This is a genomic window from Faucicola mancuniensis (genome assembly GCF_046523945.1).
In the GTDB taxonomy this organism is placed as follows: domain Bacteria; phylum Pseudomonadota; class Gammaproteobacteria; order Pseudomonadales; family Moraxellaceae; genus Faucicola; species Faucicola mancuniensis.
This window is the reverse complement of record NZ_CP171363.1, coordinates 1,302,873-1,324,793: the sequence shown is the minus strand read 5'-3', so window position 1 is coordinate 1,324,793 and position 21,921 is coordinate 1,302,873. Positions and strand designations below refer to the sequence as shown.

Sequence of the window (21,921 nt, the reverse complement as noted above, 5' to 3'; positions counted from 1 at the left end):
GCGTTTTTTTGATAAAAATCAATTCATTAGACATTGTCATCAGATTTTGGTTTTAAACCATCAGTTGAAAATGTGCTGGTTGGTTGAGTCAGTTTTTTGGCTTCGTTTTCCGCTTCCGCTTTGTCTTGAATGTTTTTTAACAAACGTGCTGCCGCATCACGACCGCCAAGACCAAATGCCAAGGCAAATGCAACCGCAACCGCACCTAAAGTTAAGCCAAAGGCTAGATTTACGATAGAATCAGCGATACCCATCGCACGCAAGCCCATCGCAAGCACCAAGCCCATGATTAGCACACGCACAAGGTTTGCCAAAAATGACGAACCGCTTGGCGAGCGTTGAACCATACCTGCCAATAAGTTGGCAAGCCAAAAACCAATCGCCAAAATCACCGCACCCAACAAGATTTGCGCACCAAATTCAATAAACATGGTAATCAATTCGCTGATGTGGGTAAAGCCCAAACGATTTGCCGCTTCAATACTAGCAAACAACATCGCAAAACAAACAATCAACGTACCGATAATATCAGATACTTTGGTATTCGTGCTTTGTGGTTTGGTTGGGTCAATGTTTTGTGCATTGGTGTTTAACACATTTTGCAAACCCAATTTTGCAGGCAACTCATTCACGCCTGTGTTTTCAAGCAAACTTTTGACAATATTTGCCACAAAGCTCACGATATAATAAGTAATCCCCAAAATCGCTACCGCCGCAATGATATGTGGCACGGCGGACATGATTTGGTTTAACATATTGGTCGCAGGGCGAGAGATAGACTCAATTTTTAGGGCATCTAACGCCATGATAATCGTGGTAATCATCACCAACAAATACACCAACGTCCCTGCGATATTGGCAAGTTTTAGCTGATTGCTAATACCAACTTTGCTCGCAACTGACTGGATATTTAGGCTTGCCACCACGTTGGTAACGATACCACGCAAGATTTTTGCAATGATAAAACCAACAAAGAACAACACGCCAGCGATAACAACATTTGGCAGAAAGTCAAGCGTTTTGCCAATCATATTATTAACTGGATTTAATAAACCTGTTAAGCCTAACTGTTGCAATACCATCGGCAAAAACATCAACAAAATAAACCAATATGCAATATTGGCAATGTTGTCGCTCATCGCAGGTACGCCCGCATCTTTAGCAAGTTTTTCGTCCAATGAAGTACGGTTTAACACGCCTGACAACGCTGTGCGAGCAATGGTTGCAATCACAAAGCCCAACACTGCCAACGCCGTCGCCCCAAACAGATTTGGGATAAATAGCAACACTTGATTAATCATGTTGGCAAACGGTACAGAAATTGCGTCCAGACGCAAGAAACTCAACGCTGCCGAAATGCCAATCACAAATACAAACCAAAATGCGATACGAGACAACAAAGTCGCCAAATCATAATTTTTGCCTGTTGATGCGTTCATTTTTTGGTTCAAATCCAGTTTGGCAAGCAGTTTATGCACCGCAGAACCGATGATACCTGCCAAAATCCAACCGATTAAAAAAATCACCAACGCCCCAATCATGGTAACCACCGATGAACCAAGCGTTTGGTTAAAATTGATAAAAAAATTATCCATAACCCCTCCAAGTGTTGATAAAATTTACAAAAAATAAGGACTTACCACTTGATAAATCCTTGAGTTTTGCAATACCATCAACATCATGTTGTATAAAAGTTGTGTAGAAAATATAAAACAGCTATCAATGACGGTTAATTTTTATAAAAAATAAACAACAATTAACCTAAATTTGATAAACGTAAGTAGTGTAACATTAAACAAATGGTTAAAAAAAGTATAGATTGGTTGCAAACAAGGCTTATTTTCTAAATTTTTGTTAAAAAACGTAATTTTTTGTTAAAATATTTTTACAATGACAGATTTTTTTTACAAACTTATCTTGGCTTTATAGGTTTTCATGTGATTTTCTGCTATGATAGGCATTATTTTTCGTTTGATTTTTTCTACTTTATTTAGGATTTGAATATGAGTAACAAAACTGCTCCGATTTTATTAGCCGTTGTTTTGGGTGCGGTCGGTTTAACCCCTGTTTTTTTAAAAAGTTTTGGTGATAAACCTGAAGTTGCCAATGTCGGTCTTGGCAAAACTGGCACAGCCACAGCAAGCAACATCACCGCCCAAAGCGATGACATCACCAAAGCTGGCTACAGTCTGGGCTATATGATGGGAACAAATGTCGCTCAAAGTGCCAAAGATTTAAAACAAGAAGACATCATCAAAGGCTTGCAAGACGGACAAGCAGGCAAACAAGCCGTCCTAACTCGTGAACAGATGGAACAAGCGGTCATGGCTTACCAAGAACGCCAAATGAAAGAAATGTTAGACGGGAATTTGGCAAAAGGACAACAATTTTTGGCAGAAAATGGCAAAAAAGCAGGCGTAAAAACCACCGCTTCAGGCTTACAATATGAAGTATTAAAAGAAGGCAACGCTACCAAACCAAAAGCCACCGACCGAGTATCGGTAAAATACGAAGGCAAATTGTTAAACGGTCAAGTATTTGACAGCACCGAAAAATCTGGCGGTCAGCCTGTTGAGTTCCCGCTTAATCAAGTGATTGCAGGCTGGACAGAAGGCTTGCAGTTGATGGGCGAAGGGGCAAAATACCGTTTTTATATCCCATCTAACCTAGCCTACGGCGAACAAGGTGCACCACAAGGCGGTATTGAGCCAAATAGCGTGCTGATTTTTGATGTGGAATTGTTAAAAGTCAATCCGCCACAAAGCGAAGCCCAAAAGCAAGCCCAGATGAGCGATAATCCAGATATCCAAGCCCAGCTACGCCAGTTAGAAGCCCAAATGCAACAAGCACAAACCGCTTCGCAACCTGCACACTAATGGCTGAAATAAAGGCTTAAACAAACATTTTAAAAGAGCATTGTATGAAATTATTTCACACCTTAAGTATCCTGGCGTTGGCAACTGCCAGTTTGGTTAGCCATGCCGAAACGACTGTCAAAGATTCAAGCTATTTGCCAAAAAAATCCAAAGTGTCTGTCAAAAGCGATGAGCTAACAAAAGTTGGCTATAGCTTTGGTTACATGATGGGCGATGGCAACAAAGGCACAGCGACCGATTTGATGTTAGATGCGTATTTTCAAGGTTTTCGTGATGCCTATGTTGGCAACACACCAGCTTTGACCGAAGAGCAAATCAAACAAACTTTGATGGATTACCAAACTCGCAAAGAAACCGAATATGCCAAAGAAATAGAAGCATTGGCAAAAAAGAACCTTGAAAAAGGCAAGGCTTATTTGGCTGAAAATGGCAAAAAAACAGGCGTTATCACGACCAAATCTGGTTTGCAATACAACGTCATCACCCAAGGCACGGGCAAACGTCCAACAGCGACTGACACTGTCAAAGTGCATTATGAAGGCAAATTGATTGACGGTACGGTGTTTGATAGCTCGTACAAACGTGGTGAGCCGATTACCCTACCCTTAAACGAAGTGATTACAGGTTGGACAGAAGGGTTACAATTAATGCCTATGGGTTCAAAATATCATTTTGTCGTGCCTGCTGATTTGGGCTATGGCGAAGCAGGTATGACCGACATTGAGCCAAATAGCGTGCTGATTTTTGATGTGGAATTGTTAGAAATCAATCCAAAATCAGACGAAAATAAATAATCTGTTAAACCTTAAAAAAGCACATGAAAATGTGCTTTTTTGTTTTTGGTAAAATTGTTGGCTTTGATATGTTGAACGTTGATAAAGTCAATTATCCAATTTGGTTTCTTCTACGACCAATTCTTCATGACGCACGGTAACAGGGATTTGTTATTGGGTTGTCAGCGTTTCGGTGGATAAATTAATTTCTTCTACCACATGGGTGCTAATCGCTACATTGGCAACTTGTTGGCTTAATACGATTTCAAGCGGTTCATCAGTAATATTCACCGTTTCGCCATTGATTTTTATCATTGCAGATAGCGGTTCGCTTATGGTGATATTTACTTTTTCAACGGCATTGACATTGTCAAAATTGTTTGCATTTTCAATCACCAAAATTTCACGGTTTAACGTAACAGGCACGTTGATGGTTTCGCTAACGATTTTTTTTGCTCAGTTTAACCAATCTATAGTAATTTAAATTAGAAATAGGAAACCGTTCGCCCTGAGCTCGTCGAAGGGTCGGTGTCCGTTATGGTTCGGCAAGCTCACCACGAACGGAAACTTTGTCTTAATCCTATTTTAAATTACTATATATTTCGGCTCAAACTTATTTAAAAGGTTTTTATGAATCGTTGGGCTTTAGACAACAAGGGAAAGGCTGCCTAGAAGATAACATTCCCCATATTGATATGTTAAAAATGTGTTAAATATTGGCGTTAAAGGTATCGCACTGGTTGATATCGCCTGATTTTAAACCACGGCTAAACCACGTCATACGTTGCTGACTTGTGCCATGGGTAAAGCTGTCTGGCATGGCGACTTGTCCGTGCGAATGTGCCAAACGGTCATCGCCGATTTGCTCGGCGGCGTTAATCGCCTCTTCAATATCGCCTTGCTCCAAAAACTGCACGCGTTGTTGATTGCGGTTCGCCCACACACCTGCAAAACAGTCGGCTTGTAGCTCTTGGCGTACTGATAAATTGTTGGCTTGGGCTTTGCTCGCTCTACGGCTGGCTTCATTTACCTTTTGGCTAATTCCCAATAACGTCTGCACGTGGTGTCCCACTTCGTGAGCAATCACATACGCTTGGGCAAAATCACCCGCCTTGCCTTGATTTTGTGCATCACCAGAACCATTTTGGTCGCCAGAAATGCCCAGATTTTGACGCATTTCGGTAAAAAATGACGTATCCAAATACACTTTTTGGTCAGCAGGACAATAAAAAGGCCCTGTCGCAGAAGACGCGCTACCACAAGCCGACTGCACACGCCCATTAAACAAAATTAACTGTGGCTCTTTATAAGTCATGCCATTTTCTTTAAAAATCTGTTGCCAAACCGCCTCAGTATCCGCTAGCACCACCGATACAAACTTGGCATCTCTATCCGCCGTTTGTTGATTAACCGCCGTAGTCGTCTGCTGTCCACCACCCGTAACCTGCTGACCTGTTTTCATCGCCGTCATCGGGTCCATACCAAACACGAGCCACAAAATCAAACCAATAATAATACTACCGATACCACCGCCGACAGCCTTGCCACCGCTCATACGCACATTACTACTGCCTTCTCTGCCTTCCCACTTCATAAAACACCCTTTAACTAAAAATATTGCCTTATTATAACGTCAAAATAAAAAAACATTTGTATCAATTATTTAACCTATTTCAGCCAAATTAAAAAAAAATTGTAAAAATCTAAAAAATCACTATACAACACAAAGATAATTATAATATAATTGCAGTCCCAAAAATTTCATTAAAAAGATATCTTTTTTTAAACAAAAATATGTTTTGTTACAAAGTGATGAAAAAAGATGTTTAAATTTAATAAGATTTGAGCTAAAATACGCTCGCACTATGTCCCGTAATATTCTTAAAAGTTGTATTGAGTAAGAATAGTAACGGGTTATATTTCCTTAGGAGAAACTTATGAAATTCCAATCTATCTTACTATCTACTTTAATGGCTACTACTGTAGCTTTGACTGCTTGCTCAAAACCAGCTGAAGAAGCTGCTGAAGCAAAAACTGAAGCAACTCAAGCTGCATCTGCTGCGGTAGCTGACGCTGCATCTGCACCAACTGACGCTGCTGCACAAGAAGCTGCTTCTACTGCGGTTGCTGCTGCATCTACTGCATCTGTTGCTGCTGCGAACGCCTCTGCTGCGGTTGCTGCTGGTAACGAAGCTGCTGCCGAACAATCAGAAGCTGTTGCTGAAAATGCACAAGCTGCTGCTGAACAAGCTGCTGACGCAACTAAAGACGCTGTTGACGCAACTGCTACTGCATCTGCTGCTCACTAATTTGTTGATTTATCAACATCAAAAAAAGGAACATTGTTTGATGTTCCTTTTTCTATTCACTATTTTTATTTTTTTGTTAAAAAACAAAAAAAATTCCCATTTTCACAAAAACCACATTACAAATCTGCCAAAATCAGTTATCATATAAAAATTTTGTACATTTTTTTATTTGCTTAAAAGGGCATTGATTTGGCAACGGTAATTTCTCGTCCTACACGACTTTGGTGGTTAGTCGGTCTTATTTTGTTATGCTTGTTTTTGTTGGTGCAGTTGCCAGCCAGTTGGCTTGTACAAAAATTTGTGCCGAACAATCCATATTTACAACAAATCTCTGGCAATCTTTGGCAAGGTCAAGCCAATTGGCAAATCGCCCCACCCAACAATCCAAACAAAAGTTTATCGGGAACATTAGACTGGCAATGGCAACCCTTGTACATTTTTACAGGCAAAATTGGCATGAATGTTAAAATTCGCTCTGGTACAACGGAGTTAAACGGTTTGGCAAAAATCGGCAAAAATAGTTGGCAAATCCATGACTTTAACGGCAAAATTAACAAAGATTTGTTAAGTTCTTTGGGCAGTTGGCAATTGCCTGATTCGCCAATTATGGTAAAAAATTTATCGCTATCGCGTAATAAGACAGGTTTTGTCAATGCGTCTGGCGATTTTGATTGGTTGGGTGGTAATATGGGCTATCCTTTTGGCGGACGTGTTTATCAGATTAATTTGCCAAAAATGGTCGGTGTTTTGGATAAAGAAAAAACTTCACAATCGCCTAGCCGTCTGCATTTGGCGTTAGCGACACCGCAAGGACAGCGTTTGGGCGATTTGTATTTGGACAATGACAATATGCTTGATGTGGCTTTGACCCAACGTTTGTTAAAAAATATGCCAAATTATCAAGGACAAGGGGCAGATGACAGCGTGGCGGTTTCGCTTCGTCAGCCGTTGTTTGGCAGTTTTTAGGGGGTGTTGTGAAGCGAACGGATTTTAACATTTTTCAAGCCTTACAAAAATTTTATCCACTGATTTTGTTGGTGGTGATTGTGTGGGCGTGTTGGTTGTTGGCTCGTGGGTTTTGGTTGGTGATTGCCCCACCGGCTGCCCCTGCCCTTTCGCCTGTGCCATTACAAAACAGTCAAATGGCTATGCCTGTCGGCAATGGGTTGGATATTTTTGCACGCCCAATGGCGACCCAGTCAAGTCTGCCACCACCTGATGTCAAAATCGTTGGTATCACGGTGGCAAATCCCAAAAGTTTATCTTTTGCGATTTTAACCTTTAATGGCAAAACCAAAAGTTATAAAGTGGACGAAATTTTGGATGGTTCGGCTTTTAAATTAAGCGATGTGAAAATTGACCACATTATTTTGACAGATAATAATGGACAAACGTTCAAAGTGGATTTTGGTAAGCCATTTTTGCTTGACCAACGAGGACAACAACCCCAACAAGCGATGAGAACGCAAGGCAATACCATGGTGTTAAACAACGAAAGTTTGTCCGCCCAAAATATGCCACAAGTCATGCCCCCATCTCAAGGTATGCCTGTACCACAAATTCCAACACAAACGCCACCACCAATGCCAAATCAACCGCTTGATGGCACAAGCCCAACGCAAGCTCAAAATACGCCAACGCCGTTGGATAATGCGATTGAAGGCTTACAGGCAAATCCAGCAGGCTATCTTAGCCAAATGGGTGTGGCGGCGACTGGTAATGGCTATATGGTAACCGATGCAATGCCATCAGGGATTAAAGACCGCTTGGGGCTACAGACAGGCGACAGGGTGATTTCATTAAATGGACAAAATGTGGGGCAAAATCCTGCACAAGATTCTCAGCTTTTACAACAAGCCAGACAGTCAGGACAAGCCCAAATCCAAGTGCAACGTGGCGAACAGGTGATTACGCTGAATCAGTCGTTTTAAATTTTTGGCAATGCCAATCAATTCGCATTTTACAAAAGAAAATTTTATAGGTTAGATATGAAACAACACACGCAACGCAAGACTTTTTTAAAATCTGTATTAAAACCTTTGACATTCAGTATTTTGGTAAGTTTCAGTATTTGTCATATCCCAACGGCGGTGGCGGCTGGCGAAACAGGCTACAAGGTGCATTTGCAAGATGCTGATATTAAAGCCTTTATTGACCAAGTGGCGACCATCACGCAAAAAAACTTTGTGCTAGACCCACGCATTAATGGCAATGTCACGGTGATTGCCAACAAAACGTTAAACCGTGCCGAAATTTATGATTTGTTTTTGGCGGTGATGAAAGTCAATGGGATTGTGGCGATTGACCGTGGTACGACCATTGAGTTGTTGCCTGATACGGTTGCCAAACAAGCGGGCGTTGATGTGGATTTGCGTGGTAATACCACAGGCAATCAGTTGGCGACACGGGTTTTGTATCTGACCAATACCAGTGCCACTGATGTGTTAAACGTTATCCGCCCGATGATGCCACAGTATGCCAACGCCGCCGTTTTGCCAAATATCAATGCGTTGATTTTGTCAGACAGAGCCGATAATTTAAACCAACTTACCAAACTTATCAATGACTTAGACAGCAATATGAATGACAAATTAACCGTCATTCCCTTGCGTCATGTAGATGCCGAACGCATGATGCAACTGCTCAGCTCATTGACAGGCGTGTCAGGCACAAGTACCGCCAGCAGTGGACAAGGCTCGCCTGCGGTCGCATCAGGCAATGGCAGTTTGATAAAAATCATTGCCGACCCAATTGCCGATAGACTGCTTGTCAAAGGTAGCGTGGAAATGACCGCCAAAGTGCAACGCATGGTAGATGAACTTGACACCATACCAAGTCAGCGTTTGAGCGGTTTGCGGGTGTTTCGCCTAAAATATGCCAGTGCCACCCACATTGCCAATATGTTAAGAAGTTTGTTATCCAACCAATCTATTAACAGTGCAGGTGACCAAACCACGCTAGAAGCGACTTCTATGTTTGGCAATAGCAGCAACACATCAACGTCAAACAGCACAAGCAACACCTCGGTAACAGGTTCACCGATTAATACCAGTTCCACCAACACCAGCAGTAACAGCACCGCAAATACGCAAGGTCGCCCTTTTAGCATTATCGCCGACCAAACTCAAAATTCGGTGGTGGTAAATGCCAGTCCAGATTTGATGATTGAAATTGAAAATACCATCAATCAACTGGACACTCGCCGAGACCAAGTGTTAATCCAAGCCGCCATCATGGAAATCTCTGGCAACGACACGCAACAACTGGGCGTACAATGGGCGATGGGCAATGCCAATAGCGGTGTGGGCGTGGTGAACTTTAACAATGTCGGTGCAACAGCGATTGGTCTGGCTACCGAAGCCTTAACAGGTCAAGTCGGCAAAGCGGCTGCGTCCATTGCAGGGGCGTTGTTTGGTGTGGGCGATAGTAGAGTGGATAGCAATGGCAATCGCCAATTTTATGGGGCGATTTTGCAAGCGATTAACAAAACCAACAATGCCAATTTGTTATCCATGCCGTCAATTTTGACGTTGGACAATGAAAAAGCCAATATTTTGGTCGGTCAAAATGTGCCGTTTGTAACGGGTTCTTATACCACGACCAACAATTCTTCTACCAATCCATTTCAGACGGTGAGCCGTGAAGACGTGGGGATTAATCTAAACGTTGTGCCACACATTGGCGAAAATGGCACGGTCAGACTTGAAATTACCCAAGAAGTGTCGTCTATCGTGGACGGTACGCTAAACAATGTTAGCGGTGTTGTTACCAACAAAAACTTGATTAAAACCACCATTTTGGCAGATGACCAACAGACCGTTGCCCTAGGCGGTTTAATGCGTGATAACAGCACTTATGGGCAACAAAAAGTGCCGGGACTTGGTGATATTCCTGTGGTTGGTAATTTGTTTAAATCAAAAAGTAAAAACAGCGACAAAACAAACTTGATTGTGTTTTTACAACCGACCATTTTACGAAATGGCACAGCCGTCGCCAGTATGACCGAAAAAAGCCTTGAAGGCATTCGCACCATGCAATTAGTGATTGACAAAAACGGCACGTTAAAACAAATTCCGTTAAATATTGACAACGCTTATCCGTTGCACCCAAATACCACCCCTGCCCCTATCGTGGACGTGCCAAAAAATGACTTGGTCATGCCAGCATCACAAAAATTAAGCACCGTGCCTACGGTTGTACCTGCGACACAAGCGGTGGTAACAGTGCCAAATGCTTCAACTGTCGTGGTTGAACCCACATTGGACGATGCTAATCCTGTCAAAACAGATACAGTGATTGTCACACCGCCAAGTATTGACCCTGTGGCAACCGCACAGCCTACGATTCAGCCTGTGACCCAAATTGTCAATCCACAAACGGTAATCGTAACCGACAAGGTTGATGTGAATACAACGCCTTAAGGCTAATTAAGAAAGCCCCAAGATTTGGGGCTTTTTTGGATTAGGATTGTTGTAATTCAATCAAACGATTAATCGCATTGACCAACTCATCTTCGCTAAAGGGCTTACAAATAAAGCCCCTTGCCCCATATTGCAAAGCTTGTAAAGCGGTGGCTTTGTCTGACAGTGCCGAAACGACCAAAATACTTACGCCTGTGTTTTGGGCGATGATTTTTTGGATACATTCTAAGCCGTCCATTTGTGGCATGGTCAAGTCCATCGTGATAAAATCAGGCTTTACCAAATCAAACTTTTGCAACGCTTCTAAGCCATTGCTCGCTGTTGCCACAATTTGTATATCGCTATCTTCAAAGCTACGTTCAATACGGTTACGGATAATATTTGAGTCATCAACAATCATTAAACGGTGTGCCATGGAATATCCTTTTTTAAATTATTGGTTTGGAAAAGTTACACTCATCATCGTGAATTGGTTAGGTTGGCTATTGATACCCAATTTGCCTCTGCCTTCTATCGCCAGTTGTCGCACGATATCCATGCCAACGCCACGCCCTGCATCTTCATCTTGGTTTTCGGCAGTTGAAATACCTGAACTTAACATTAAGCGTAATAAATCTTTTGCTTGTAGCTGTTCGGCTTGTAGCTCGGTTACATGACCTAGCTCAACGGCTTTTTGGCGGATTTTTGTCCAATTAATGCCTTGACCATCGTCATGAATGCTGATTTTTTGATGATTTTCATCAACTTTTTCAAGGCTTAAGGTTATTTCACCTGATTCATTTTTGCCTTTTGCCAAACGTTCGGCTGGGCTTTCAATGCCATGCACAATCGCATTTTTCAAAAATTGTGTGGCAATGTCTTTATATACATTCGCTTTTTCATCGTGAAATGGCAATAGCTCATCAAACCCATTCACTTGAACATTCACGTTTTTGGACTGACGATTGGCGATATCTTGAGCATATTGCGTAAAATAATCATGCCATGGATTTACTTTTGTTTGACTGACACTAGCTGATGGACTGCTTTGTGGTTGTTGGGCAACGACAGTGTCCACATTACATCCTACCAAACGTAAACGTTCTAATATGCTACTTACAAAAAGATTTAAATCCAATAATTCTTTTAAATTAATCGTAAACGCTAAAAAGTCATTACCTGTTAAATTTGAATGTTGCAATAACTCTTTAATTTGACTTTCAAGTTTTTCTGCAGCACTCACAAACGCACTCATTTTAATCGCTGATGCCTCGCCTTTTAAGCTATGCATTTCTCGGTATATTTGACGTGCTTTTTCTTGTAGGTCAAAATGACCTGCAGATTCTTGTTTTAACACAGCGTTAATTTTATCAATTCGATGATTTGTATTGGCAATGAATGCGACTAGGTTTTGATTATCAATTGTCAAAATAGCACTAATCATTTCTAGCTCATTGTCATGTTGCTGACGTGCTTTTTCAAGTTTTTCTTGCAAATGAACAGCTTCTGTAATATCAACAACACTCACAAACACCTTACTAATTTCGCCTGATTTTTCTACGATTCTTAAAAAGTTAAAATCTAAAAAGCGAATTTGTGTACGCCCTTTGTCATCTACATAGCTCATGCGGATATTTTTTAAAGGGTTCAAGTCTTGGATTAACTCTTCTACAACCCAAGCGTTGTATAATTGTTCAATAAACAGCTTTGTACTGTCCAAATCCTGTTGAGAAATCGTATCTTTTAACAAGTCTGTTAAAGTTTTACCTTTTAATTCAGACTTATGCAAAATTTGCTCTGTACTGCGAGAATACTCATCTGACAAGACCATATTTTTGTCAATCAAGAATAGTCCTTCATTGACCGTATTTAAAATGTCCGTTGTCTGTTGACGTGCTTGAGCCAAGCGACTATCACTATTTAACAATTGACGCAATGCACCAAATACAATCGCAAAGAACAGTAAAAAAGCACTGATAATACCTGCTAGCTGTATATTTTTTTGTAATAAGGTTTGTTGTTCAATTTCTTGGTTTAAGGCAGTTGTTAAATTATTAGATTCGGTTAGTAATGCTCGGTTATATAATCGGGTATAATCCACCAAATAATCACTTGTTTGTTTAGAAATATAGCCTTTTTGAATATCTTGTAAAAAATTATCTAACAAACCCAAATAAGGAATCCAAATTTGCTCCGTTTCTTGTAAACTTTTCAAAGCGGCTTGATTATTTGTAGCATTTAAAGAAATTTCTTTGCCTGATGTTAAAGTAACTGCACCACCTTTTTGGAAAGCTTGTAATGCTTGAGACAATGTATCTCGTTGTTTTTTAATCTCATCAATTTTATACACAGCAATTTGTGGCAAAGCATCAATACTAACCGTCTGCTGTGTATTCGCAACAGATGGTGTTTCCGTATTGGCTACTGCACTCGCAACCGTTGTTGCTTGGTTTTCTGTTACTGGCGTTGCTAGATTTTGCGTTGTATTTATCGTTGTCGCTACAGCATTTTGTTTTTGTTGCTCTAAGGCTGTATTAATATATAGATTAATATCTAGCAAGTTTTTTGATAGCTCTTGACTCGTTGCCCCTTGGCTATTCGCAACTTCTAATGATTGTGCATACGTTGTAAAACGGTTGGTTGATAAAAAATTCAGTGCTAACATACCAACGGTCAATACCAAAAATAACACAACCAAAGTCAGTAACATGGTATATTTTTTATATTTTGAACCTGTGGTATTCGTATGATTTGTTGTTGCCATGTCTTATACCTTATTTTAACGTAATATTTTGATAAGGAACGTTTACAATTTTATATTCCATACGATAATTAATGCCGTTCATTACAGGTTGATTGGTCGCCAAATTCGCTGCCATTCTCAAAGCTGTTTTGACTTGATTATCATAATCATTAAATACAGTTGAACTCATATCGCCAGATTTTACCAACTCTAGCCCTACTTTACCACCATCAATACCAAAAACAGGCAATTTTATATTGTGTTTTTTAAGGGTATCAATCGCACCTATCGCCATGTTGTCATTATTTGCTAAAATCACTTCCACATCGCCAAAATTTGGTTGGCTTATCCAGTTTTCTACAACTTCACTCGCTTTGTCTTGTTGGAACATTGCCGTATCCGAAAAAACCTGTCGTACAGGAATACCTAACGAAGGGTAGTTTTGCATGGTACTGATTGACCATTTAGTACGAGCCATTGTCCCTGCATGGTTTGGAATGCCTTCTAATAACGCATATGAGATAGCACCATCTTTATTTTTATCCCAATCTGGATTGGCTTTCCACTTTTCTAGCACTTGTAGCCCTTGCAATACACCCGCTTGGTTAGCATCGCCATCTACAAAATAAGCCGTATCGCAACTTGCCAAATATTTATCGCCGGGATTACGGTTTAGATAAACAACAGGCACACCTTTTTTACAATATTTTTCAACAAACGCTTGACCTTGTGATACATCAGCAAGGTTTACCACCAATGCTTTAGCACCCTGTTGTAACATATCATCAAGTTGTTGATATTGTTTGTTTTGGTCGTTATCCGCTTGCTCTAGCAACAAAGTCAAAGATGGCTGTTGTTGCATTACGCCTTTGGCAGACTCATACATATCATTAAAAAAGGCATTGGTTGCTATTGCACTCATAGACATGCCAACCTTGGCTGTTGGATAGGCTATTGTTTCTGATTGCTCATTGGATTTTTGATTTGCACATGCTGTACATAACAATACAACAAATAAAGGCAAAGTTTTATAAAAATTTATCATGGTAACTACCTTATCTTGCACGATGTGTTCAAATTTTTTAATTTTTTTTAAATTTGAATGACTCTAACGAATAAGCGACTTACAAAACGTAATAAATGTATATATAATATATAATGATATTAACATTTATGTAAATAAAGCCAAAGAAAAAAATGACTAACATACTAAAAATAAAGATAAGCTATTTATAAATTAAAATTTTCTAAATAATATTAATAAAAATATTTAATAAAATAGGTTGGTATATCAACCTACACCCAAAAAAAATGGTAGTCTTAAAATTCAGACTACCATTTTTATAAAGTTAACATGAATAACTGTAATATCAGCCCTGCAACTCGCCAATATCCGCCACGCTCAAAAACAACCCACGCACTTGTTTTAACAGTGCCAAACGGTTGTTTTTAAGATTAACATCATCGCTATTTACCATCACATTATCAAAAAATGCCGTTAAAGGCGTGGCTAGATTAGCCAGTTCGGTCAAAATCCCTTGATAATCGGCGTTTTCTTGTAACGGTTTGGTGGCGTTTTTGGCGTTTTGCACGGCTTGATACAGCTCTTTTTCAGCTATTTCGGTAAGCAGGCTCTCGTCCACGTTGTCGGCAACTTGCCCTTCTGCTTTTGCCAAAATATTTGCCACACGCTTGTTTGCCTCGGCAAGACTTTGAGCCTGTGGCAACGCACGAAACGCTTGCACGGCACGAATACGCTCATCAAAATCCAGTGGCATATGCGGATTAATGGCTTGCACCGCCATAATGGTATCAACCGCCACGCCTTGCTCGGTGTACATCGCACGGTAGCGAGCGTTGATAAATTCCATCACATCGGTAAAAGTTTTGGCAAGATTGTCAATTTTGCCTTGATAATTTTTTAAGGCTTGTTCAATCAAACTCACCAAATTTAACGCCAATTTTTTCTCAATTAAAATTCGTAAAACACCTATGGACGCTCGTCTAAGGCTAAATGGGTCTTTTGAGCCTGTTGGGGCTTCACCAATGCCAAAAATCCCCACTAAAGTGTCAATGCGGTCAGCCAACGCCAATGCCGTGCCAATGTCGGTGGCGGGCAGTTTGTCGCCACTAAATTTTGGCAAATATTGCTCTTCAATGGCATCGGCAACGGCGGTCGGCTCGTTGTTTAGGCGTGCATAATATGTGCCTGCAATGCCTTGCAACTCTGGAAATTCGCCCACCAGCGTACTTGCCAAATCGCATTTTGACAGCACGCCTGCACGGGTTGCGTGTTCGACATTTGCCCCAATTTGCGTGGCAATAAAGGCAGATAATTTGGCGATACGCTCAGATTTTTCCCAAATTGTGCCAAGTTTTTCTTGAAAAACTCGGTTTTTAAGATTTTCGGTCAAGGCAAATAACGGCTGTTTTTGGTCTTGTAAAAAGAAAAATTCAGCATCGGCAAGGCGTGGACGCACCACTTTTTCATTACCTGCAATGACTTGGGCTTTGTCTTTGCTGTCAATGTTACTGATAAAAATAAAATACGGTTGCAATTTGCCGTCTTTGTCAGTTAAACAAAAATATTTTTGGTCGGCTTGCATTGTGCTAATAAGTGCTTCTTGTGGCACAGCCAAAAACCGCTCTTCAAAGCTCGCTCGCAGTGCCACAGGCAAGTCTACAAGGGCGGTTACTTCGTCTAGCAAATCTTGTGGCACAATGGCAACCGCTCCGACTTCGTCCGCCAATTTTTGCACTTGTTCTTGAATGGCTTGTTGGCGTTTGTCAAAATCGGCAATGACAAAGGCGTTTTGCAAAATGCTTTCGTAATTGTCCGCACGGTCAATATCGATAAAGTCTGGGGCGTGAAAACGGTGTCCACAAGTCTTATTAGCCGTGCTATGCCCTTGAATATTGGCATTAATGACTTGGTCGTCCGCCATCAGCACCACCCACTGCACAGGGCGGACAAATTCGCTACGCTCTGCCCCACTACGCATACGCTTAGCGATTGGCAACTCGTCCAATGCTTTTTGGAAAATGGCTGGCAGTAAGTCGCTCACAGCTTGCCCTTGTACGGTCAAATTATAGCCAATGTAGTCGCCTTTGTCGGTGCTAATGGTGATTAAATCATCCTTGCTAATGCCCAAGCCTTGAGCAAAGCCAAGTCCTGCTTTGGTCAGATTACCATCAGCGTCAAACGCACCTTTGACGGCAGGGCCTCGTTTTTGCTCCACACGGTCGGGCTGTTTGTCGCTAATGCCAAAAATCTGCACCGCCAAACGGCGCGTCGTGGCATAGCTTTTGATGTTGTCAAAGGTGATATTGGCATCGTTTAGCGATTTTTCGACACCGCTGTGCAAGGCATCACGCATTTGTTTTAGGTTTTTTGGTGGCAACTCGGCAGTGCCTAATTCAAATAAAATGGTGGTCATAGGGTTCTCTTTACTTTACAATGAATGATTGTTTTGTAGCATATTCATAATAAGTTTAATCAAAGTTTCTTTTTGTTCTGGGGCGGATTCGGCAATCAATAAAGCCAACGCCGTCAAGCCTGTATCATTAATAATCGGCTCGCCTTTGGCATTAAACAAACGGTCATTTTTGTATAAAAAATCAACAAACAAAAACGCCCCACTGCGTTTATTACCATCGGCAAATGGGTGGTTTTTGATAACAAAATACAGCAAATGACTTGCCTTTGCCTCCACGCTTGGATAGGCAGGTTCGCCAAATACCGTCTGCTCCAAATTGCCCAATAACGCAGGCAAACCATCACCACGCTCTTTGGCAAACAGCTCGGTCGCCTCGCCTTTGGCAAGTAAATCCGCCTTTAAAACGGCCAAAGCCTTGCGTGCCTCGTCCACCGTTGACAATGTGCCACCGATTTGGCTTTTTGGCTCGCTCAATAAGCCTTCGTCATATTGTTGTAACCACAAAAAGGTCTGCGTATAACGGCTGACAATATCCACCAACCCACGCCCACTTTGTACGGTTAATTCGGACGATTGGGCAGTTTTTTGGATTAGGGCTAAGGCTTGTTCAGGCTCATGAGCGTTTTGTTCAAGGCGTTTTTGATTAATGCTATAACCTTGTAACAAATATTCTTTTAAACGAGCAGTCGCCCAAATACGAAATTGGGTCGCATTCTTAGATTTTACCCTATAGCCAACCGATATGATTGCATCTAAATTATAGTATTTAATCTTACGATTAACTTGGCGTTTACCTTCTTGACGAACTACCGAGAAATCCTCGGTAGTTGAATTTTCATCTAACTCATTTTCAGAGAAAATATTTTTTAAGTGCAAGCTAATATTGTCCGCACTTGTGTCAAAAAGCTCTGCCATTTGAACTTGCGACAGCCAAACGGTTTCGTTATCAAAACGCACTTCAACTTCCGTTATACCATTTTGGGCTTGGTAAATCTGAATTGGATTTGAGTTTTTTAACATTGTATCAACAGACAAAAATAACTGTGATTATAACAGAAATTACCCCCATAAAAATACCCCAATCAGCACCGATTGGGGTATAAAAGTTAATTTTTGTAAAATTATGCCGATTGATTTTTTACAACCACTTGAGCGGTGATCGGTGTTTTGGGTTTTTCTTTGGTTGGGTGAGCGATAAAATTCACACCCAATAACAACAAGGTAACGCCCAAAATCGGACGAAGTTTTTTCTCAGGCAACTTACTGCTAACAAGCGTTCCGACAATCACCGCAGGGATTGCTCCAATTAACAAAAAGGTGAGCATATGAAAATCCACACTGCCTGTAAACAAATGCCCAAGCCCTGCCACGAGCGTCAAAAGCACCGCATGAACCACGTCCGAGCCGATAATACGAATCATAGGCAACTGCGGAAAAATCAACACCAACGCCATGACCCCAAACGCCCCAGCTCCCACCGATGACAGCGTTACCACCACGCCAAGCAACACGCCCATTAAGGCGAGCTTGTACTTTGGGATATGGACGGCTAAATGGTGAGTTTTGGCGGTTTTGCGATATTTGTCAAAAAAGGCTTCAATACGATTGTGAAAAATCAGCGACACGCCTGTTACCATGAGCATCGCCCCCAAAATCAGCGTCATGATGGTTTTGATGGCGTTGATGTTGCCGAGATAAGTGGCGACTAGGTAATTGGTGGCGATGGACGCAGGAATACTGCCGATGGCGATCCACAGCACGATTGACCAGACGACATTGGATTTTTTGAAATGGACGACACCACCAAAAAATTTTGAGATGGCGGCATAAAGTAGGTCTGTACCGACTGCGATATGCGGTTCAACTTTTAACAGTATGATGAGAATCGGTGTCATGAGCGAGCCACCGCCCACGCCTGTAACTCCCACGCAAAAGCCGACAAAGATACCTGCTAAGATAAAGTAAATGTCCATACGCCACTCTTTTTGGATTTTTTTTGAGAAAAGTTGCTAGAGTGGGTATTTTAGTCGTGTTTTATTATTCCGTCCTGTTTTGTTTTTTGATAAAGTTATGCGATCATAGAATATTTAAACCCAGTTTTCTAACTTTAATTGACGAATACGCTCAAATTCTTTGGTATCTAGTAAATACATAGTTAGCCTATTTCCTGTCTTATTTGTTCAATATCACTTTCACGTTCTAGCTTAAAATTTGGCTCAAAATCGTCTAATGCACGATACATTTGTTGCCAACCATTACCAAAATTTTATTTAGTAGATTGATTGGCAAAATAAGCAAGTAATGCAGATGTGATAATATCTTTTTCATCTTTACCACTTTCATGAGCCAAATCTTAAATAATTGGTGTAATTGTGTTTGGTAATTCAATCATTACTTGCATATTCATTCTCCCACATTTATTCTTTATCCACTTTCGGCAACCATTTTTCCAACGCCTCCGCCTTATGTGCTTCATCGGCAAGCGGAAAGCCCAATTTCGCACGAGCTTCGGTATAGCTGACCGCAACTTTTCTTGCCAAAGTACGCACACGCAAAATAAAACGCTGACGCTCCGTTACCGAAATCGCCCCACGAGCGTCCAATAGATTAAAAGTATGACTGGCTTTCAACACCATTTCATACGCAGGCAACGGCAAATTGACTTCGACCAATTTATCCGCTTGTTGTTCATAAAAATCAAAAAGTTCAAACATTTTTGGTACATCGGCATATTCAAAATTATAAGTCGATTGCTCCACTTCATTTTGGTGGAACACATCGCCATAAGTAACACGCCCAAATTCGCCGTCCGTCCACACCAAATCATACACGCTGTCCACGCCTTGAATGTACATGGCAAGACGCTCCAAGCCATAAGTAATCTCGCCTGTAACAGGGAAACACTCAATACCGCCCACCTGCTGAAAATAGGTAAACTGGGTAACTTCCATACCGTTTAACCACACTTCCCAGCCCAAGCCCCACGCACCAAGCGTTGGCGACTCCCAGTTGTCTTCCACAAAACGCACATCGTGGGTCAGTGTATCAATGCCAATGGCTTCAAGCGAACCCAAATACAGCTCTTGAATGTTGGCAGGGTTTGGCTTTAGCACCACTTGAAACTGATAATAGTGTTGCAAACGATTAGGGTTGTCGCCATAACGTCCATCGGTCGGACGGCGAGACGGCTGAACGTAGGCGGCGTTCCATTTTTCTGGCGTTAAGGCACGCAAAAAAGTGGCGGTGTGAAACGTCCCTGCCCCCACTTCCATATCATAAGGTTGCAAGACCACACAGCCTTTTTCTGCCCAGTAGTTTTGTAGGGTTAAAATCAAATCTTGAAAGGTTAGCATAACTTTTTCTCTAAAATGTGGTTAAAAATTTGCTTATTATAACCATTTATCACCCCAAATAGCCAAAACTTTGTCATTTTTTTCACAATTTTTTCTCAAAAATCAAAAAAATTTAGGTTTTTTACCAAGTTACAAAATACACGACAATCGTTGTCGTATTATTGCAGAGACTGTCTTTTATTTTTAACAAAAAACACCCATAATATAGTCATGTGTTGTATAGATATATTTTTTATTGAATTAAGATTTTTTAAACGTTTTTAAACTTTTTAACACAAAGGAGATAACTTATGTCTATCTTGTTATCGGTGGTTTTGGCGGTGAGTTTATTTGGCGTGGTAGCGTTGGCATTCAGCAATTATCGTTATTTGTTGGGTTATTTTGCGTTGGGATTTTTATGTTGTTTTTGGCTTGAGAGTATGCATCAGTTGGTGGTTTTTGCCACGTCGTTGACGGGGATTCACAGTTATATGTTAGCGAGTGTTTTGGCGATATTGCCTTTTATTGCCCGTTTTGCGTTGGAAAAACCGATTTTTTATCGTTTTGGCAAAAAAATGTTAAAACATCATGCCAAACCGACTCGCATGGCAGGTGCTCGCCCTTATAATCTGGAGCGTGACACATCATTTTATCAACATTTTGTGCGTCATACGCCCATGAATGAGCCAAAATAATACCAAAAAATACAATTTTTTTATAATTGTTACAAAACAACCATAACTATATTGAAAAAATTACGATAATTAACCAAAAAATTGCCTATAATATAGCATAACTTTATTTTTTTAAGGAAACACCATGTTTAACGTAAAATCAGACCCTTTAGACGCATTGTTATTTGCCGTTGGCTTGCGTTTATCACAGCTTGCCAAATCAGGCGATAGCAAATTTAAAAGCCTACTTGAAAACCGCAACTTTACTATCCAAATGGGTAGCGAAGCCGAGCAGGTTTTTCGCACCTTTGCGGTAAACAATGGCTATTTTACCCAAACAGCGGACAAAACCGAAAACCCAACTTTGAGTATCACCTTTAAAGACTCCATGACAGGTGCAAAACTGCTTGCCAAAGGTGATGCTGCTGCATTTATGGTTGGCATTCAAAACGGCGATTTAAAAATGGCGGGCGATTATTCGTTATTGATGTGGTTTAACCAAGTTGCCAAATTTATCGTGCCAAAAGTGCCAGAACCATTGCAACCATTCGTTGAACAAGCAAAACCGTTGATTGACAAAGCCACACCGATTGCCAAAGATTTGTTTGCCAAAGCCAGCAGTTTTTTTGACAAAACCGAAAAAACTGAAAAAACCGTACAAGGCGAAAGTAAATTTTTTAACGAACAAAACACGCCAACCAATAGCACAACAACAGATAACAGCGTGTTGGACAACCTAAAAGAAAAAGCGGTAGAAATCAAAGAAAAAGCCGAAGAAAAATTGGCAGAAGTCAAACACACGGCTGAAGAAAAGTTTGACGAACTTAAAACCACTGCTGAAACCAAAATTGAAGAAGGCAAAGAAAAAATTGACGAATTAAAACACACTGCCGAAGAAAAAGTTGTTGATTTGAAAGCGACTGCAGAAGAAAAAGCGGTAGAAATCAAAGAAAAAGCCGAAACAAAAATTGAAGACGGTAAAGAAAAACTTGACGAATTAAAACACACTGCCGAAGAAAAAGTTGCTGATTTGAAAGCGACTGCAGAAGAAAAAGTGGAAGAAGTCAAAACCACTGCTGAAACCAAAATTGAAGATGGCAAAGAAAAACTTGATGGACTAAAAGCCACTGCCGAAGAAAAAGTGGACGAAGTCAATCAACAATTGGAAGCAATGAGTGGCGAAAACAAAGAAGAAACGGCAGATAATTCACAACCCCCTGCGATGACCCAATCGCAAGCATTGGAAGCCAAACACGCTGATGATGAAGTGATTGCTGAAAATGTCAAAACGGATGCAGTGAAAAATAATAAATCACCGATTATCAACATCACTGTTACTCGTAATGCGTAATTGATTTTTTAGCGATAAAAAAGCAA

At 40.9% G+C, this 21,921-nt stretch carries 19 protein-coding genes; 9 read left to right on the top strand and 10 right to left on the bottom strand.

Features of this window, described 5'->3' with window-relative positions; all coding sequences use genetic code 11:
* Nucleotides 1-26: 26 nt before the first annotated feature.
* Entirely contained in the window at nucleotides 27-1,595 is a 1,569-nt protein-coding gene (locus tag ACGTJS_RS06490) for a mechanosensitive ion channel (protein ID WP_410473179.1), read from the bottom strand.
* Between the two features lie 408 nt (nucleotides 1,596-2,003).
* Here ACGTJS_RS06490 and ACGTJS_RS06485 point away from each other — a divergent pair, with 408 nt between their 5' ends.
* Together ACGTJS_RS06485 and ACGTJS_RS06480 are read left to right on the top strand one after the other, a co-directional pair.
* On the top strand, nucleotides 2,004-2,876 hold the full coding sequence (locus ACGTJS_RS06485) for an FKBP-type peptidyl-prolyl cis-trans isomerase (protein ID WP_410473178.1): 873 nt from the start codon (nucleotides 2,004-2,006) through the stop codon (nucleotides 2,874-2,876).
* Between the two features lie 44 nt (nucleotides 2,877-2,920).
* The gene (locus ACGTJS_RS06480) at nucleotides 2,921-3,670 is read left to right on the top strand and encodes an FKBP-type peptidyl-prolyl cis-trans isomerase (RefSeq protein ID WP_315042001.1); all 750 of its coding nucleotides are present in this window, start codon (nucleotides 2,921-2,923) and stop codon (nucleotides 3,668-3,670) included.
* A 150-nt stretch (nucleotides 3,671-3,820) separates the two neighbouring features.
* On the opposite strand, the gene ACGTJS_RS06475 is transcribed toward ACGTJS_RS06480, so the two are convergent.
* Nucleotides 3,821-4,075, bottom strand: coding sequence for a hypothetical protein (locus ACGTJS_RS06475; RefSeq protein ID WP_410473177.1), 255 nt, complete (start codon nucleotides 4,073-4,075; stop codon nucleotides 3,821-3,823).
* A 173-nt stretch (nucleotides 4,076-4,248) separates the two neighbouring features.
* Here ACGTJS_RS06475 and ACGTJS_RS06470 point away from each other — a divergent pair, with 173 nt between their 5' ends.
* Nucleotides 4,249-4,362, top strand: coding sequence for a GNAT family N-acetyltransferase (locus ACGTJS_RS06470; RefSeq protein ID WP_410473238.1), 114 nt, complete (start codon nucleotides 4,249-4,251; stop codon nucleotides 4,360-4,362).
* On the opposite strand, the gene ACGTJS_RS06465 is transcribed toward ACGTJS_RS06470, so the two are convergent.
* Nucleotides 4,359-5,243: a neutral zinc metallopeptidase gene (locus ACGTJS_RS06465; RefSeq protein ID WP_410473176.1), complete on the bottom strand. Its 885-nt coding sequence runs from the start codon at nucleotides 5,241-5,243 to the stop codon at nucleotides 4,359-4,361. The genes ACGTJS_RS06470 and ACGTJS_RS06465 overlap by 4 nt on opposite strands.
* 343 nt (nucleotides 5,244-5,586) lie before the next feature.
* Here ACGTJS_RS06465 and ACGTJS_RS06460 point away from each other — a divergent pair, with 343 nt between their 5' ends.
* The 4 genes from ACGTJS_RS06460 to gspD all read left to right on the top strand — a co-directional run bounded on the left by ACGTJS_RS06460 (nucleotide 5,587) and on the right by gspD (nucleotide 10,379).
* Nucleotides 5,587-5,958, top strand: coding sequence for a hypothetical protein (locus ACGTJS_RS06460; protein ID WP_410473175.1), 372 nt, complete (start codon nucleotides 5,587-5,589; stop codon nucleotides 5,956-5,958).
* Between the two features lie 189 nt (nucleotides 5,959-6,147).
* On the top strand, nucleotides 6,148-6,924 hold the full coding sequence (gspN, locus tag ACGTJS_RS06455) for a type II secretion system protein N (RefSeq protein WP_410473174.1): 777 nt from the start codon (nucleotides 6,148-6,150) through the stop codon (nucleotides 6,922-6,924).
* An 8-nt stretch (nucleotides 6,925-6,932) separates the two neighbouring features.
* Complete coding sequence (locus ACGTJS_RS06450) at nucleotides 6,933-7,889, top strand: type II secretion system protein N (RefSeq protein WP_410473173.1); 957 nt, start codon at nucleotides 6,933-6,935, stop codon at nucleotides 7,887-7,889.
* Nucleotides 7,890-7,946: 57 nt separating this feature from the next.
* Nucleotides 7,947-10,379, top strand: a complete 2,433-nt coding sequence (gspD, locus tag ACGTJS_RS06445; protein WP_315041988.1) for a type II secretion system secretin GspD — start codon at nucleotides 7,947-7,949, stop codon at nucleotides 10,377-10,379.
* Between the two features lie 40 nt (nucleotides 10,380-10,419).
* Here gspD and ACGTJS_RS06440 read toward each other — a convergent pair whose 3' ends face one another.
* The 7 genes from ACGTJS_RS06440 to glyQ form a co-directional block, all read right to left on the bottom strand.
* Nucleotides 10,420-10,794 carry a response regulator gene (locus tag ACGTJS_RS06440; RefSeq protein ID WP_410473172.1) on the bottom strand — a complete coding sequence of 125 codons (375 nt, stop codon included), beginning with the start codon at nucleotides 10,792-10,794 and terminating at the stop codon, nucleotides 10,420-10,422.
* An 18-nt stretch (nucleotides 10,795-10,812) separates the two neighbouring features.
* The gene (locus ACGTJS_RS06435; protein ID WP_410473171.1) at nucleotides 10,813-13,122 is read right to left on the bottom strand and encodes an ATP-binding protein; all 2,310 of its coding nucleotides are present in this window, start codon (nucleotides 13,120-13,122) and stop codon (nucleotides 10,813-10,815) included.
* Nucleotides 13,123-13,132: 10 nt separating this feature from the next.
* A complete protein-coding gene (locus ACGTJS_RS06430) occupies nucleotides 13,133-14,023 on the bottom strand; it encodes a galactose ABC transporter substrate-binding protein (protein ID WP_410473170.1) in 891 nt (296 codons plus the stop codon).
* A gap of 448 nt (nucleotides 14,024-14,471) precedes the next feature.
* Nucleotides 14,472-16,538, bottom strand: a complete 2,067-nt coding sequence (gene glyS, locus ACGTJS_RS06425) for a glycine--tRNA ligase subunit beta (RefSeq protein WP_410473169.1) — start codon at nucleotides 16,536-16,538, stop codon at nucleotides 14,472-14,474.
* Nucleotides 16,539-16,553: 15 nt separating this feature from the next.
* Nucleotides 16,554-17,558, bottom strand: a complete 1,005-nt coding sequence (gene rhuM / locus ACGTJS_RS06420; RefSeq protein WP_410473168.1) for a RhuM family protein — start codon at nucleotides 17,556-17,558, stop codon at nucleotides 16,554-16,556.
* Nucleotides 17,559-17,659: 101 nt separating this feature from the next.
* Nucleotides 17,660-18,511 carry a sulfite exporter TauE/SafE family protein gene (locus tag ACGTJS_RS06415; protein ID WP_410473167.1) on the bottom strand — a complete coding sequence of 284 codons (852 nt, stop codon included), beginning with the start codon at nucleotides 18,509-18,511 and terminating at the stop codon, nucleotides 17,660-17,662.
* Between the two features lie 444 nt (nucleotides 18,512-18,955).
* Nucleotides 18,956-19,891 carry a glycine--tRNA ligase subunit alpha gene (gene glyQ / locus ACGTJS_RS06410; RefSeq protein ID WP_315041073.1) on the bottom strand — a complete coding sequence of 312 codons (936 nt, stop codon included), beginning with the start codon at nucleotides 19,889-19,891 and terminating at the stop codon, nucleotides 18,956-18,958.
* A gap of 290 nt (nucleotides 19,892-20,181) precedes the next feature.
* On the opposite strand from glyQ, the gene ACGTJS_RS06405 reads away from it, so the two are divergent.
* Entirely contained in the window at nucleotides 20,182-20,565 is a 384-nt protein-coding gene (locus ACGTJS_RS06405) for a hypothetical protein (protein ID WP_410473166.1), read from the top strand.
* A 124-nt stretch (nucleotides 20,566-20,689) separates the two neighbouring features.
* Nucleotides 20,690-21,895: a hypothetical protein gene (locus ACGTJS_RS06400; RefSeq protein ID WP_410473165.1), complete on the top strand. Its 1,206-nt coding sequence runs from the start codon at nucleotides 20,690-20,692 to the stop codon at nucleotides 21,893-21,895.
* Nucleotides 21,896-21,921 lie beyond the last annotated feature (26 nt).